The sequence below is a fragment of the Mycobacterium sp. 1274761.0 genome (assembly GCF_001668615.1).
Classification (GTDB): domain Bacteria; phylum Actinomycetota; class Actinomycetes; order Mycobacteriales; family Mycobacteriaceae; genus Mycobacterium.
In genome coordinates this window covers 1-14340 of the sequence record NZ_LZMC01000002.1, presented here as the reverse complement: position 1 = coordinate 14340, position 14340 = coordinate 1, and the positions used below count along the sequence as shown (strand labels likewise).

Below are 14340 nucleotides of genomic sequence, written 5' to 3'. Positions count from 1 at the left end.
GCTCCTAATCAATCTGCCGGATAGGCAACAGATTTCACTTCTGTGTATTGGTTGAATCCCTCGATACCGTTCTGTCGACCGACGCCGCTGTCCTTGTAGCCACCGAACGCGGTGTCTGCGCCGTACCCCGCAGTGCCGTTGAGTCCGATGAAGCCGGCGCGCAGTCGCCGTGCTACAGCGAGGGAACGGTCCAGCGAGCCCGACATCACGTTTCCTGCGAGGCCGTACACGCTGTCGTTGGCGATCCGAATCGCCTCCTCTTCGTCCTCGTACGGGATGACGGCGAGGACCGGCCCGAAAATCTCCTCCTGGGCGATGGTCATCCTATTGTCCACATCGGTGAAAAGCGTTGGGCTAACCCAGAATCCCCTGTCGAACTCATTGGGCGGCTCCGTACTTCCGACGAGCATGGTCGCGCCTTCTTCGACACCCTTGCCGATGTAGCCGAGAATGCGCTCCTGCTGTTTCTTCGAGATGACAGGCCCGCAGATCGTGCCCGGATCCTGCGGGTCTGCGGCTTTCATGTTCTCGTAGATAGCTTTCAGGATCGCCACGCCCTCCTCGTAGCGCGACCGGGGCAACAGCATGCGGGTGGGTGCCGCACAGCCTTGGCCCGCGTGCATGAGAGGTCCGATACCGATGAGACAGGCGGTGTTGAAGTCGGCATCCTCCAGCACGATGGTCGCCGACTTGCCACCGAGTTCGAGAAACAGCCGCTTCATGGTCGCTGCGCCTTTCTCCATGATCCGCTTGCCGACCACCGTCGAACCGGTGAACGAGATCATGTCGACCTTCGGTGACAGCGTCAGTTCCTCGCCGACGAAATGGTCGGACGCGGTCACGATGTTGATGACACCTGCCGGGATATCGGTCTTTTCGGCAATCAGCCGGCCTAATCGAGTCGCGTTGAACGGAGTGTTGGGCGCGGGCTTGAGAATCACCGTGTTACCCGTTGCCAGCGCCTGTCCCAGCTTGTTGATCGTGACTTCGAACGGAAAATTCCACGGCACGATGGCGCCCACCACGCCGACCGGTTCATGCCACACCTTGCGCCGGGTGTTCACCCCGGTCACGGACACGACTTTGTCGCCAAGGTCTCGTTCCCACTCGAAGCTGTCGATCAGCCTCGCTGGATATTTAAGGCCGTCCTCGAGCGGAGCATCGAGCTGCGGTCCGTGCGTCACTGCGCGCGGCGCCCCCACCTCGAGGATGAGCTCCTCACGTAACTCTTCTCGTTCGCTGTCGATGGCGTCGTGCAACTGCAGCAGACAGCGCTTACGGAGCTCTCGATTGGTCGACCAGTCAGTCTCGTCGAACGCCCGACGGGCGGCGTCGATGGCCCGGTGCATGTCGGCCTTCGACGCGTCTGTGACTTCGCCGAGGACGTCTTCATTAGCCGGGTTGATGTTCGTGAAGGTACCGGCTTCGCCGTTGACGAGCTTGCCGTCGATCATCATGCGCGGTTCGAAGGTGACGTTCGGGATCTCACTCATTTGCTCACGGCCCCTTGCTTGGTGGCTTCCCGGGCTGCGGACCGACGCATCGCGAACTGTGCGAGACGCTGCATGACCGGCTGCGGCAGGACCTTAGCCGCGAAAACCATCGCCTTCTGCGCACCGGTCAACGAGTATGCGCCGTCGCGCATTGCGCCCTGCCTCGGTATACCCATCACCATCCGCGATATGTGGTGCATTCCCGCTGCCGGCAGAATCCTGCTGACTACGAGAAGCATCGACGCGTCTACGCCAACGGCACGACGGCGGAATGGAGCAGTGTCGTTCAAAGCTTTGACCAAGCCGTCGGTGAACTTCTCTGGCGGCCGGGCGAGCTTCATCGCGAACCGTCCGCGGGTGTCCATGGTGTTGTGGATTCGGGCGTAGGCTCCGTAGAAATCTCGATCATCAGTCGTGCCTGCGTCGGTGATGATGTCGGTGTCGTAGGTCCCTGTAACCAGGACGGTGACACCCAGCCCGAACGGTGCTATCTCTCCGGCCATCGACTCCCCCCATCGCTCGAGCGCCCCCTTGGCGGCGGAATACGCGGCGATGGCCGGCTGGCCGCGCACTCCTCCTGCGCTGGAGATCAGCACTAGGCGGCCGTGCCCAGCTGCCCGCATGGACGGCAGAAGCGCCTTGGTCAGCTCGACCGGACCCATGACATGGGTGGCGAGCATGCACTGCCAAAGCGTCATGTCGGTCTCTTCGACCATCCCGGCAGCGGAGATCCCGGCGTTGTGCACGAGCGCATAGGGCGTACCGGCAGTCTCGGCGATTGCCTTGGCGGCGCTGGCAATTGACGCGGAGTCCATCAGGTCCAGCTGTACTCCGATCAATCGATCGTCGTCGGCACCGGCTCCGGTTGCCTGCCGAAGCAAGGGCATTCCGCGGTCGGGTGTGCGCATTGCTGCGACCACGCGCCAGCCCTCGCGATACAGCCGGACGGCCGATGCGAAGCCCAGTCCGCGCGACGCCCCCGTGATGACGACGGTGCGCTGTTCGGAAGTGCGGGGCTCAGCCATTCTGGTTCTCGGACGCACAACGGTCGCTCTTCGAACCGAGTTCGACGTCGAGGTCGCGGGACGGTCCCTGCTGCCAGGTGGCCCACTTGCCTACTGAGTACGGCCCCTCGGCTCCATTTGCGCGGTAATATCCTTGTGGGTCATACACTTTCGCTTCAGGATATGGCCACGGACACGCGACCGACGTCGCTAGCCCGCTGGCTTTGATGGCCCAGAACCAGCCGCCGTAGGCGAAATACGACACGTTGATGATCGCGAACATCACCAGGAACGTCCCGAGCACCGGCTTCGTCGGGAACAGCTTCGCCCTCGCTGCAAGTTTTTCCGCTACCGACTTCCCCGTGTCGTCCCGGTACACGAGTATGGCTGCCGGAATCATCACGAAGGTCACCGAGAAGGACTCCCAGATCAATGGGAACTGGAACGTGCTGCCGGGGAACAACGTTCCGAACGGGATGGCCTGGGAATAGATGTACAGCCCGGTGCGGACCAAGCTGACTTCCAAGATAGCGTCGAAAATGAACCCGATCACTAGGACCAGCGCGGCCAAACTGATCAGCGGGTGCCGCGTGACGAACGCCTCCGGACCGCGCTTCGCTTGCAACTTCCGAAGAATCCAGACCGCCGGAAAGTACGGGCCGAAGTAGAACAAAACGTAGCCGAACACAATAAAGGGTTCGACGGTCGGAGACATCATGATCAGGTACCAGTTCTCCGGCCAGTGCAGCAGCATCGGGTTGTACACCGCGTACGGCGACCAGTTCATGATCGGGTCTTGCCACACAATCAGCGTGGTGCACAGCACCATCAGCAGCACCGGACTGCCGGGGTTCCTCCGCCAGCCGACGATGAACATGACGGTGAACAACACGACGATGATCACCGCACCCACCTGCGGGATGATCTGCCAGTGATCGAATGCGGTCAGGAACTCGACCGGACGGGGCCGCCCCTCCACGTTGGGGTTGGCCACGCGCGGGTCGACCTCTGTTCGACCGACGGCGGCGAACAGACCGAGAAATCCGAGCCAGGCCAGCAGCGCGATCACTCGGCCCCAGTTCAGCCCGGTGCGCGCGGGCTTCGTTGAGTCAGCGCGTGTTTCGGGCGGTAAGGATTCCTGGGTGGTCATCGAATCAGCCTTCCTCTCCGAAGCGATCGACTAAGTGCGAGTTGATGCCGTCGGCATCGAGGGTGCGGGCCACCAGGTAGCCGGCGCCCATCCACGCCCTGCGGGTCCATTTTCCGAACGACACGCGGGTTCCGGGAGCGCCCGACGCGGCGGGCAGCATCTTCACGCGCTCCAGTGCCTCTTTGACGCCGCGAGGGCTCAGCGGATGCGCGTCGGTGAAGGCGCGGACCAGCGTCGCGGCGACATCGCGGTTGACCACCGACACGCAGTACTCTGGCCGGCTGCCGTTGTACTTCTTCGCGTAGCGGTCCAGGAAGTCCTGGCCGATCTTGTTGCCCTCGTCGTACTGGTCGACGCCGATCCAGCCCATGAACGCGTTCCACATGATCGGGTTGACCCACGCGTTTTGGAACGCCGTGGTGGTGAACCGCGGTGGGTCCCAGTCGACGGCCTCCAACGCTGGGTTGATGAAGACAATCCCGAATCCGAACCCGAGGTGCACGATCGCCTCGGCTTTCGCCTCGTGCAAATTGCGTACGACTTCATTGATGTCCTGGGCGGTCTGGGCGATCGACGCCTCCGCGACGATACGAATGCCTTTGCGGGCAGCCGCACTTCGGAGATTCTTCAGATAACTCTCACCGATGAGATTTTGCTCGACCAGGACACCGATCTCTTTCAGTCCCCGCTTGGCCACCAAATCTATGAGGAAGATCGGCTCGTCGGTCATCGACCCCTGGGGGAATGAGAATGTCCACTCGCCCAGCCAGTCGTCGGTGCCGGTGACGCTGATTGCCGGAACCTTGAACCGCTCTTCTATCGCCTCTTTGACTGCCACGCAGTTGTCGGTGATGTTGGGTCCGAACACAACCAGACAGCCCTCGTCGACCAGTTCGCCGTAGGCGTCGATCACTGCCTTGACCGATCCCTTGGGCAGGCCCTCCACCTCGCGGTAGATCATCTTCACCGGTCGGTCCATCAGACCCTGCTCAATAGCCTCGGAAAAGATGAGGTCGAAGCACTGCGTGAACGACGCCATCAGTTCCTCGGGGAATCCGGGCGGCAGCGTGAAGTCCATCAGGTAGCCAACCTTGATCGGCTCGGCGGTGCTTTCGTAGGACATATGACCTCCTGAGGAGCGAGCTGATCGTCCTGCGCGCTGGTCGACCTAATATTTGTTCAGACCCTAGCGGGCGGCGCGGCGCAGCGTCAATCACCAGATCCGGCAGATTGGCCGAGGTAGACGTCGATCATCTCGTTCAGGCCACGCGCCACCTGCACATCGTCTGTCAGCGGTCCTGCGATCGCCGCCCTGGCGGCCTCATGCATGCTCAGGCCCTCGGCGATCAGTCGGCCCGCGGCGATGAGCACCCTCGTTGAGGCGACCTCGCGTAATCCGCCGGTCTCCAGTCGACGTATCGCTTGACCGAACCGGACGAGTTCGACTGCGGTCGCGTGATCCACACGGGCTTCATGGGCGATGATGGCCTGCTCGACCTCGGGTTGCGGGAAGCCGAATTCGATGGCGACCATCCGCTGCCGGGTGGAGTCCTTAAGGTCCTTGAGCACGCTCTGGTAGCCGGGGTTATACGAAACGACGAGGCCGAACCCCGGGGCCGCGTCCAGAGTGATACCGAGGCGTTCGATCGGGAGCTGCCGTCGGTGGTCGCCGAGTGGATGCAGGACGACGGTCGTGTCCTGCCGCGCTTCGACGACTTCGTCGAGGTAGCAGATCGCACCTTCACGCACCGCGCGCGTCAGCGGACCGTCGACCCACACAGTCTCGTCGCCCTTCAACAGGTAGCGGCCGACGAGGTCGGCAGTGGTGAGGTCGTCATGGCACGCGACGGTGATCAACTCCCGGCCGAGATCGTGGGCCATGGCCTCGACGAACCGGGTCTTTCCGCACCCGGTCGGCCCCTTCAGGACCAACGACAGTCCCTGCCGATAGGCCGCCTTGAAGACCGTCTCCTCGTTGCCCACCGGTTGGTAGTACGGCCGCGACGAACCTCCCGGCCGATTTTCATGCGGACTTGCACCATTTGGGTGGGCGAGAGTCGGTTCGGTGGCCATTGCGTCCCTTTCCGTCGCCGCTTCGTCGCGGCGTGAAGACGAGCCTAGCTCGGAACAGATGTTTGTTTCAAGATTCACCGGTACCGGGAGGTGGGTCGATAACGTCAACTACGTTCTGCGACTTGCGATCACCATCGCGGCTGATCAGCTAGGACACCCGTCGGCGCACCTCCGCAGAACGAATGGCCGACCGGAAAAGCGGCCCGACCACAGAGGCGAGTTGGTCCGGGCGCGCGATCGTCGCATGTGCCGCGCTGCCGAACACGCGTTGCAACGCTGCCACGTCTGTGCTGGCTCCCACGGTGAGGCATACGCACCCCGTCCCGCGCCGGCGGGCTTCCGTCAGCGCGCGTCTCGCATCGGCGGCCCCGTACGCCCGCTCGTAGCCGTGGTCGTAGGCAAGTCCATCGGAGATCACCACCAGCAACCGGCGCGACGTCCCGCCGCGAGACTCCAGGACAGCCGATCCGTGGCGGATCGCTGCGCCGAGGCGGGAGTATGCGCCGGGTTCCAGGCTGTTCAGCCGCCTGATGAATCTGATGTCGAGGTGGTCGTCGAACCGCTTGACCGGAACCACGTTGACCGCGGTACGCCCCTGTGAGTAGTAGGCATACAGCGCCACCCGGTCGCCGAGATCGTGGAGCGCGACCGCGAGGTTCGCCACTGTGGTGCGTTGTTGTTGATGCACCGTTCGGCCGACCGTCCCGGGTTCTGCGGTTGAACCGGAAACGTCCAACAGCAGAAGCACCGACAGATCCCGACGCCGGCGCAGGCTGTCGAGGTAGACGGCCTCGTCGGGCACCGATCCTGCGATCACCTCCACCCGCGCTTCGATGGCCGCGTCGATGTCGATGTCGTCACCTTGGAACTGCCGGTGCCGCCGATGCAGACCCATCCCCAGTCGGGCAAGCGGCCGCCGCACGCTGACCGCGTTCTCGATAGCTTGCGGGGCCGACGCCTTGATCCGTGCATCCACTTCGCGAACCGTGCACCAGTCAAGCCGGTATGCCTTCCGGTTCGCGTCCCACTCCGGATATTTCAGGCCATCCGACGTGACATCGCTGACCTCCTCGCCCGATGACGTGGCCGTCGATGAGACCGCATAAACGCCTCTATTCGCCGCGTTCGTCCGGTGGGTCGGCGAATCGGCACCGGGTGGGCCACCACCGCTGCCGCCGGTCTTGCGCACCGATGACAGCAATTTCTTCAACCACTTGCCGATGGCGCCCCCTCCCCCCACGGGGCTGGTGAACAGATCCGGGTCGTCGGTGTCGTCCACCTCGCCGTCATCGAGCTCTTCGAGAGCTCCTTCACTCTCCCGGCGCGGTACGTGCCCCGGTGTGTCGTGATCGACCTCTTTGGCAGCTTTAGTGTTCGCGGCAAGGACCTTCTTGGCGCGGATGACACCGAATGCGTCAGGGGTTTCGCCAAGCGCCTCCTTGCCGGTCGCCAGCGACAACGACTCCGCAGGTGAATTGCTGAGTCGCGCGACGTCGGGATTACCGAGCGAGGCCAGGACCGGAGGTAGCAGAGCACGATTGGCCACCACAGCTCGATGGCCTTCGACGGCCACGTACCGCCTGGCCACCCGGGAATGCCTGACCAGTTTTGTCACGATCTCGGGGTCGAGGCTGCCCGCGGCGATCAGCGAGGCCTGCACCGCAACCGAATACAGGTTCGCGCGGACGCCGGCGCCCGGATCGACGAACACGGTCTGTCCGTCGGTCCACGACGGCTCGCCCGCTGCCAGCGGGGCCACCGCGACGGGTTGACCCGCAAGAGCCGACGCCAACATGCCTAGACCCTGCAGGTGGCCGTTCTCGGCGTCGTCTACCACCGGCTACCTCCGTACCGCCGCGGCTGACCAAATATCTGTTCCAGCGTAAGGTTCCGGTGCTACTGGAGTCAATCGAACGAGGCCGTCTGGAGACCGTGGATTTCTGTACCCCGCAGCTTCTGCCGCGAGGACGCGGGTGAGCCCGATGAGGCCGGTCTTGGCTGCGCCGTAGTTGCTCATGCGTGGGGCCCCCAGGATTCCGGCTGCCGAGCAGGTGTTGACGATACGGCCGAAACGTTGCTCGCACATGACCTTCCAGGCGCATTGTGTTACGAAGTAGGCGCCTTTCAAGTGGACGTCGATCATCGAGTTCAAGCGCTGTTCGGTCATTTCGGCGAAGGGCGCGTCTAACACGGTTCCCGCGTTGTTCACCACGATGTCGATGCGTCCCCAGTGGTCGAGTGCGCGTTCGATGATCGCCCGCGCCCCATCCACCGTCGCGACGCTGTGGACGTCTGCGACCGCCTGCCCGCCATTGTCGCCGATTTCTAGCGCGGTGGAGTCGGCTGCATCGGAGCCGGTCCCCTCGCCGGTGACCGATGCGCCCAGGTCGTTGACGACGACACGGGCTCCTCGCTCGGCCAACAACAGTGCGTACTGTCGGCCCAACCCCCGCCCGGCTCCGGTGACCACCGCAACGCGCCCGTCGAACCGCAAGTCAGTCATCTACATCGGCCAATCTTGTGGACGTGGATAGAGAATCGCGACTGCGCGAGGCAACCGGCTGGGATTCGGGGTCGAGATCGCATCCAGCATCAGCGCGAGGTAACGGCGCCATCCGTCGGTTGAGGGATCCATCGTTCCCAACACGCTGTAGAGCATGGCGACGATACGGGGCAGATCCTCGGATTTCAGGTCAGCGCGTACGAGCCCGGCTTCCTGCGCACGACAAGCCAGCTCCTCAAGGGCGTCGTCGAGCTGCGTCGAAACCCCCGCCAGTGAGCCCGCCCGACGCGCTGCCAACAGAGCGTTGTGGTCACGAGCTCCTAGCTCAATAGCCGCCTCGAGAAGAGTGGCCATGCCGCGCAAAGGATTACGGCATCGGTGAGCGCGGTCGATGACCGGCGACAACGTCTCGGCCACGCTCCGGTCGACGACGGCCCTGGCGAGTTCACCTTTGTTGGGAAACCGGCGATAAAGAGTTCGCTCCGCTATCCCGGCCCGGGAGGCTATGACTTCCATCGGAGCATCCGGTCCGAGCTCGGCGTAGACCTCCCGCGCGGCGCGCAACACGCGCGCAGCGTTTCGTGCAGCGTCGGCTCGGAGCGGCCTCTCGGCGGCCAGTTCTACCACCTCACCACCCTAACCGACAGTTGACTGTCAGAAACGACGACTCTACGCTCGCATCGAAGTGACAGTCGACTGTCGTTACAGAGAGCCAGCGATGATTAGTGATGCCGCGGACAGCGCCGAATTGCCCGTCGTTCCTCTTCCGCGCGATCCCCGCTGTCCGCTCGAGCCGCCTCGACTGTTCCGCGAATGGCGTGAAGCCGAAGGCCTGCAACGGGCCCTATGGCGACACGAGCCGACATGGGTGATCAGCCGCTATAAGGACATCCGCGCAGCGCTGACCGATCCGCGACTGAGCGCAGACACGCTCCCGGACAACATGCGCGCACGCGCGGCTGACGACAGCATCCCCGTGATTTTCGCCCGCATCGATGATCCCGAACACAACAGGTTGCGGCGAATGATGACGCGCGACTTCACCTTTCGAAGAGCCGAGTCGATGCGGCCCGAGATCCAAACACTAGTCGACGGTCTCCTCGACGACATGATCGAAACCGGCCCTCCCGCCGACCTGGTCCAGGACTACGCGTTACCGGTTCCATCCCTGGTCATCTCTCTGCTTCTGGGAGTCCCGTATGAGGATCACGACTTCTTTCAGTACCACAGCACGAAGGGGCTTGACTCGCGCTCCACCGATGACGAGAAGGCGGCCGCGATAGGCGCGTTGTTCGACTTCATGTGGAAGCTGGCAGCGCTCAAGGAACGCGAACCCGGTGACGACCTCATGAGCCGATTGATGATCGACTACGTCGCAAAGGGCGAACTCAGCCGCGAGACGGCAGTCATGAACGGCGTGATCCTGCTGCAAGCCGGGCACGAAACGACCGCAGGCATGATCTCGCTGGGAACGGCCGCACTTCTACAGCACCCCGAACAGCTCGAGCGATTGCGGCGCTCGGACGATCCCGCGTTGGCCGCCAACGCCGTCGAGGAGTTGATGCGTTACCTGTCGACCGTGCACAGCCAGGTCGACCGGGTCGCAGTCGAGGACCTCACGGTCAACGGCCAGTTGATCCGTGCCGGCGAGCATGTGTTGATGAATCTCCCCGCAGGGAATTGGGATCCCGAGTTCGTCGACGATCCCGACCGCTTCGACATGGACAGGAACCCACGCGGGCATCTCGGCTTCGGTTTCGGAGTCCATCAGTGCATCGGTCAAAATCTCGCACGGGTCGAACTCCAGATCGCTCTTACCACCTTGTTCCGCCGTCTGCCCAACTTGCACTTTGCGGTTCCGGAGAACGAACTGCGCTTCGCCAGCGAGCAGGAGATCTACACGATGCACGAACTACCCGTCGCCTGGTGACGTCTGAACTTGGTCGGCGTTCCTCCGACCGAACCGACCGCCGCAGCGTCATCGGCGTTGGGTCCCTGAATATGGCCCTGCCTTCCGCCCAGCGAGAGTACGTTGCCGAATATGCAAACGGTGCGTAGTTTCTGCCGCGTCTGCACATCGGTCTGCGGCATCCTCGTCGACGTCGAGGGCGATGAGGTCATCCGGGTCCGCGGCGATCACGACCACCCGTTCTCCCGCGGTTACACCTGCGCCAAGGGTCGCGCGCTGCCACTGTTGCACCATCATCCCGACCGCCTCGAGCGGCCACGCATGCGGACCGACGGGCGACTGCAGGACACCACGTGGGAGGCCTGCCTCGACGACCTGGGCACCCGGCTGCGCGACATCATCGACCGCCATGGGCCGGAGTCGGTGGCCTTCTACTTCAGCACGATGGAAAGCGCCGGTTTCCGGATGGCCGAGGCCCTGCACGCTGCTATCGGCACGCCGGCGAAGTTCAGCCCGCTGACCATCGACGGCACCGCCAAGCCGTTGGTCTCGGATCTGGTCGGTGGCTTCATGGGCCTTTCCGGTCGGACGGATTTCGACAACGCTGACTTCCTGCTGCTCGTCGGTGTGAATCCAGTTGTCTCCCACGGCCATGCGATATCGATGCCGAACCCGACGGGAACGGTTCGCGATATCGCCAAACGGGGCCAGGTGTGGGTGATCGACCCGCGGCACACCGAGACGGCGCGGCTGGCGACCGGCCACCTGGCGCCGCGACCGAGCACCGATCACGCGGTGCTGGCATACCTGGTCCGCGAAATCTTACGCGACGGCAGGAAATCCGATGTGCCGGTTCAGGGCGTGGGTGCGCTGGCCGCCGCGGTCGAGCCGTTCACGCTCGAACACACCGCGGCCTTCGCCGACGTACCCGAATCCGAACTGACGCGGCTGTGCGCAGCCGTGCGCAGCGCGACGTGCGTAGCGGTTGAAACCGGAACCGGTGTGACCATGACCGCCGACCGTGCCAACGTCACCCAATGGCTGGCCTGGGTGCTGATGATCCTCACCGGAGCGATGAACCGACCGGGCGGCACCTGGTTCCATCCCGGATTCGCCTATCAACTCGAGGCTTTCGGCGATCTGCTGCCGATCACCCCGATCGAGGGGTCCTTCGGACCGGGGCCACGCAGCCGTCCCGAAGCTCAGGCCTTCATCAACGAATGGCCCTGTGCGGTACTGCCCGACGAGGTCGCCGCGGGCAACATCCGCGCGCTGATCAACGTCGGCGGCAGCCTCGTCACCTCCTTTCCGGAGACGGGCAAGCTCATCCCGGCGCTGCAGAGCCTCGAGGTGTTCGCGACCACCGAGATCATCGACAACGAGACCACGCAGTTGGCGACTCACGTTCTGCCGACGAAAGATCCACTGGAACGACCCGACATCACCATTCACGACATCCTCAGCTCGCGGGTGTCGGTGCAGTACAGTCCCGCGGTCGTGGCGCCTGTCGGCGAGCGCCGGTCGATGTGGTGGGTGTTCGCCGAGATCGGTCGACGGCTGGGTTACCAGATGGGCAACCTCGGCGACCCGGAAACGAGCACGGACGACGATGTGCTGCGCGTGCTATTGGCCGGTGCCAGAAGCAAATACGACGAGGTGGCAGCCACCGGGTGGGCGGAAGCCCCGCGTGAGCTGCCGGCGAAGTGGGTCGACGACCACATCGAGCGGATGGGCGGCTGGCGGTTGGCGCCCCCGCTGCTCGTCGACCAGCTCAACGCCTTGCAGCCGCCGGCACCGCTGGTGATGGTGCCGCGGCGGCAACGCAAGAAGCTCAACGCACAGCTCGACATCCTCGGTGAACCCGCTGAGATTCTCGTCAACCCCGATGACGGCGCGGCGGCCGGAATCGTCAGCGGCGCACCGGTCGTCGTGCGCAGCGACAACGGTGAGCTGACCGGTATCGCCAAAATCGACGCCTCCATTCGTCGCGGCGCGGTGTCGATTCCGCACGGACACCACGAGGCCAATGTCAACCGGCTGACCAACAAGGACGACATTGACGTCGTGACCGGAATGGTGCGCTACTCCGGCATACCGGTGACTCTGCACCCTGCCTGAGTTGGCCGCCGTACCGGTCATCCCGCCGCCTGCGACATGACGTCCTCGCCGACCCGCTTGAGATACGGCCAGGCGATCTGCGGCGGTAGTCCACCGCACAGCGGCGACAGGCTCAGCACCTCGCCGGACCGCACACGGCTCACGGCTTCCTCGATGCTGTAGATACGGTGCGACGTCGGGTTGGTCCGCAGTTCTTCGACGGTGCGCGCATCGGAAAAGCCGGCTGAGTAGTCGTTACCTGGATTCCATGCGGCATAGGTGCACACATCGTGCAGCAGGTACTGGCCGATCTCGTCCCACGCCTTGTCGACGTCGTCGGCGACGAAGCACACCGACGGTCGTTCGCGGCCGGGCAGAAATATCGGCCCTGGCTCGTGTCCGTACTCGCGGCAGGCCTCCTGATAGGCCTCGGCCATACCGTCGACATCCGCGTTGCCGAGCATGCCGAGCCCGTATCGGCCGGCCCGCCGCGCGGCCGCCACCGAGCCGCCGCCCCACATCAGCACCGGCCCGCCTTCGGTGTGGGGAGGCGGTGTGGTGTTGATGCGGCGACCCTCGAACACCGTTTCCCCGGAGAGCAATTCACGGAGCAACGCCAGCTTCTCGTCGGCAAGCCGTCCGCGCCTGCGCATGTCGACACCGAAATGCTCGAACTCCTCGGGCCGGTAGCCGAGCGCGAGGATGTAGGACGCCCGTCCCTTGCTGATGATGTCGAGGACCGACATGTCCTCGGCCAGCCGAACGGGGTCGTAGAAGGGAAGCAGCAGGATCAGGCTGATCGCGAGCCGCTCGGTGCGCGCGGCGATCGCCGAGGCCAGCAGAAGCGGGGACGGCAGGTAGCCGTCGTCGGCGCCGTGGTGCTCGCACAGCACCGCGGCGAGCCCCCCGTGAGCCTCGGCCCAAGCCGACATTTCGGTCGCGGCGGCGTAGAGGTCCACCGTCGGGGCACCGAAAGCGGGTGCTCGCATATCGAAGCGGAGCGTGTACATGACGCCTCCCGTGATTGGTGCCGGTCACGCTACGACCGGCCGCGAAACACTGTCAATCAAATCAGTCGAATGCGTACCGCGGCAGCGTGTTCGGCAAGTCGAGCGAGCTCAACAGCCCTGCCGGGGCGTCTACGACGTACGGGATCGCGTTGACGACCCGCATGGCCGTCGCCGCCATCGCGGCCCGCCCCGCTCCGTGACCCTCGGCGGCGCCGAGGTTCATCGCGCAGTGGATGTCGGGGTCACCTTCGATGTCGACGCGGTAGGTGGCGTCGAACTCCGACGCCGGCCAGTCGGGTGCGACGTCGCGTGCCATCCGGATGATGTGCTCGATCACGATCGCTTCGCGTCCGTTGACGACGCCTGCCGCCCTAGTCGCCACCGCGCCGCAGGTGCCCGCTTTGATGGTGCCGAACGCGACCTCGATGTCGCGGTCGGTGAGCTGCCGATCGAGTGACCCGCGAATCTCGGAGATCTCGACACCGAGGCCGTCGGCCATCAGGTGGATAGGTGCGGCCCAGGCCATTTCGATGAACCCCGGCGTTTTCAGCATGGGTTCGAAATCAAGCGGATGGCCGAATCCGAGGCCGTTCATCATAACGTCGGCCACCGGGTAGTGGTCGTTCAACGCGATCTCGGTGGCGGTGATGCAACGGATCTTCTTCGACTGTGTGGCCAGCAGCAGTGCCAGTTGGTCCGAGCCGAACCCCGGGAAAATGCCCGACCCGTAGAACGAGGCGTGGCCTGCCTCAGCGGCGGCCTCGAGCTGGTTGCGCCAGTCCGGTGAATAGTACGACGGCGGGTAGACCAAGCTCGTGGATGACGTTGACACCACGTTGATTCCCGCCTCGAGCAGCCGCAGATAATCCGGGATGGCCAGCGCGTCGCGCTCCGGCCCGCTGGCCGCGTACACGATGCAGTCGGGCTTCAACGCGATCAGCGCGTCGGCGTCGTTCGTCGTGGCCAGGCCGATGGGCTCACCGTTGGCGAGCTCACCGGCGTCCTTGCCGACCTTCTCCTGTGAATGCACCCAGACGCCGACGAGGTCGAGGTTGGGCCGCTGGTGAATGGCGCGGATCGCGATCGAACCGATGCCGCCGG

General features: G+C 64.2%; 12 protein-coding genes. 2 read left to right on the top strand and 10 right to left on the bottom strand.

Annotated features, from left to right (window positions below; translation table 11 throughout):
• Window positions 1–8 precede the first annotated feature (8 nt).
• The 8 genes from A5651_RS00280 to A5651_RS00245 all read right to left on the bottom strand — a co-directional run bounded on the left by A5651_RS00280 (window position 9) and on the right by A5651_RS00245 (window position 8841).
• Window positions 9–1457 carry an aldehyde dehydrogenase family protein gene (locus tag A5651_RS00280; RefSeq protein WP_369803894.1) on the bottom strand — a complete coding sequence of 483 codons (1449 nt, stop codon included), beginning with the start codon at window positions 1455–1457 and terminating at the stop codon, window positions 9–11.
• 32 nt (window positions 1458–1489) lie between these two features.
• A complete protein-coding gene (locus A5651_RS00275) occupies window positions 1490–2518 on the bottom strand; it encodes an SDR family NAD(P)-dependent oxidoreductase (RefSeq protein ID WP_066974423.1) in 1029 nt (342 codons plus the stop codon).
• Window positions 2511–3647 (bottom strand): spirocyclase AveC family protein, encoded by a 1137-nt coding sequence (locus A5651_RS00270; RefSeq protein ID WP_066974421.1) that lies wholly within the window; start codon window positions 3645–3647, stop codon window positions 2511–2513. The genes A5651_RS00275 and A5651_RS00270 overlap by 8 nt, the downstream gene beginning before the upstream one ends.
• Window positions 3648–3651: 4 nt before the next feature.
• The gene (locus A5651_RS00265) at window positions 3652–4770 is read right to left on the bottom strand and encodes an ABC transporter substrate-binding protein (protein ID WP_066974419.1); all 1119 of its coding nucleotides are present in this window, start codon (window positions 4768–4770) and stop codon (window positions 3652–3654) included.
• Window positions 4771–4856: 86 nt separating this feature from the next.
• Window positions 4857–5720, bottom strand: a complete 864-nt coding sequence (locus tag A5651_RS00260; RefSeq protein ID WP_066974417.1) for a CbbQ/NirQ/NorQ/GpvN family protein — start codon at window positions 5718–5720, stop codon at window positions 4857–4859.
• A 148-nt stretch (window positions 5721–5868) separates the two neighbouring features.
• Window positions 5869–7515 (bottom strand): nitric oxide reductase activation protein NorD, encoded by a 1647-nt coding sequence (locus A5651_RS00255; protein ID WP_082943505.1) that lies wholly within the window; start codon window positions 7513–7515, stop codon window positions 5869–5871.
• Window positions 7516–7560: 45 nt separating this feature from the next.
• On the bottom strand, window positions 7561–8223 hold the full coding sequence (locus A5651_RS00250) for an SDR family NAD(P)-dependent oxidoreductase (RefSeq protein WP_082943500.1): 663 nt from the start codon (window positions 8221–8223) through the stop codon (window positions 7561–7563).
• On the bottom strand, window positions 8224–8841 hold the full coding sequence (locus tag A5651_RS00245; protein WP_066974533.1) for a TetR/AcrR family transcriptional regulator: 618 nt from the start codon (window positions 8839–8841) through the stop codon (window positions 8224–8226).
• Between the two features lie 100 nt (window positions 8842–8941).
• On the opposite strand from A5651_RS00245, the gene A5651_RS00240 reads away from it, so the two are divergent.
• Window positions 8942–10153, top strand: a complete 1212-nt coding sequence (locus tag A5651_RS00240; RefSeq protein WP_066974412.1) for a cytochrome P450 — start codon at window positions 8942–8944, stop codon at window positions 10151–10153.
• A gap of 111 nt (window positions 10154–10264) precedes the next feature.
• Window positions 10265–12250, top strand: a complete 1986-nt coding sequence (locus tag A5651_RS00235) for a molybdopterin-dependent oxidoreductase (RefSeq protein WP_066974411.1) — start codon at window positions 10265–10267, stop codon at window positions 12248–12250.
• Window positions 12251–12267: 17 nt separating this feature from the next.
• Here the strand turns inward: A5651_RS00235 and A5651_RS00230 are convergent, their stop codons facing one another.
• Together A5651_RS00230 and A5651_RS00225 are read right to left on the bottom strand one after the other, a co-directional pair.
• Window positions 12268–13239 (bottom strand): LLM class flavin-dependent oxidoreductase, encoded by a 972-nt coding sequence (locus tag A5651_RS00230; protein WP_066974409.1) that lies wholly within the window; start codon window positions 13237–13239, stop codon window positions 12268–12270.
• 61 nt (window positions 13240–13300) lie between these two features.
• Window positions 13301–14340: dihydrodipicolinate reductase (locus tag A5651_RS00225; protein ID WP_066974408.1), on the bottom strand; the 1040-nt coding region annotated here is incomplete at its 5' end.

Excerpts from the sequence above, each read along its gene's own strand:
- A5651_RS00265 (WP_066974419.1), bottom strand. The coding sequence starts at position 4,770 with ATGTCCTACGAAAGCACCGCCGAGCCGATCAAGGTTGGCTACCTGATG.
- A5651_RS00260 (WP_066974417.1), bottom strand. The coding sequence starts at position 5,720 with ATGGCCACCGAACCGACTCTCGCCCACCCAAATGGTGCAAGTCCGCAT.
- A5651_RS00270 (WP_066974421.1), bottom strand. The coding sequence starts at position 3,647 with ATGACCACCCAGGAATCCTTACCGCCCGAAACACGCGCTGACTCAACG.
- A5651_RS00230 (WP_066974409.1), bottom strand. The coding sequence starts at position 13,239 with ATGTACACGCTCCGCTTCGATATGCGAGCACCCGCTTTCGGTGCCCCG.
- A5651_RS00235 (WP_066974411.1), top strand. The coding sequence starts at position 10,265 with ATGCAAACGGTGCGTAGTTTCTGCCGCGTCTGCACATCGGTCTGCGGC.
- A5651_RS00250 (WP_082943500.1), bottom strand. The coding sequence starts at position 8,223 with ATGACTGACTTGCGGTTCGACGGGCGCGTTGCGGTGGTCACCGGAGCC.
- A5651_RS00255 (WP_082943505.1), bottom strand. The coding sequence starts at position 7,515 with ATGTTGGCGTCGGCTCTTGCGGGTCAACCCGTCGCGGTGGCCCCGCTG.
- A5651_RS00240 (WP_066974412.1), top strand. The coding sequence starts at position 8,942 with ATGATTAGTGATGCCGCGGACAGCGCCGAATTGCCCGTCGTTCCTCTT.
- A5651_RS00275 (WP_066974423.1), bottom strand. The coding sequence starts at position 2,518 with ATGGCTGAGCCCCGCACTTCCGAACAGCGCACCGTCGTCATCACGGGG.
- A5651_RS00280 (WP_369803894.1), bottom strand. The coding sequence starts at position 1,457 with ATGATGATCGACGGCAAGCTCGTCAACGGCGAAGCCGGTACCTTCACG.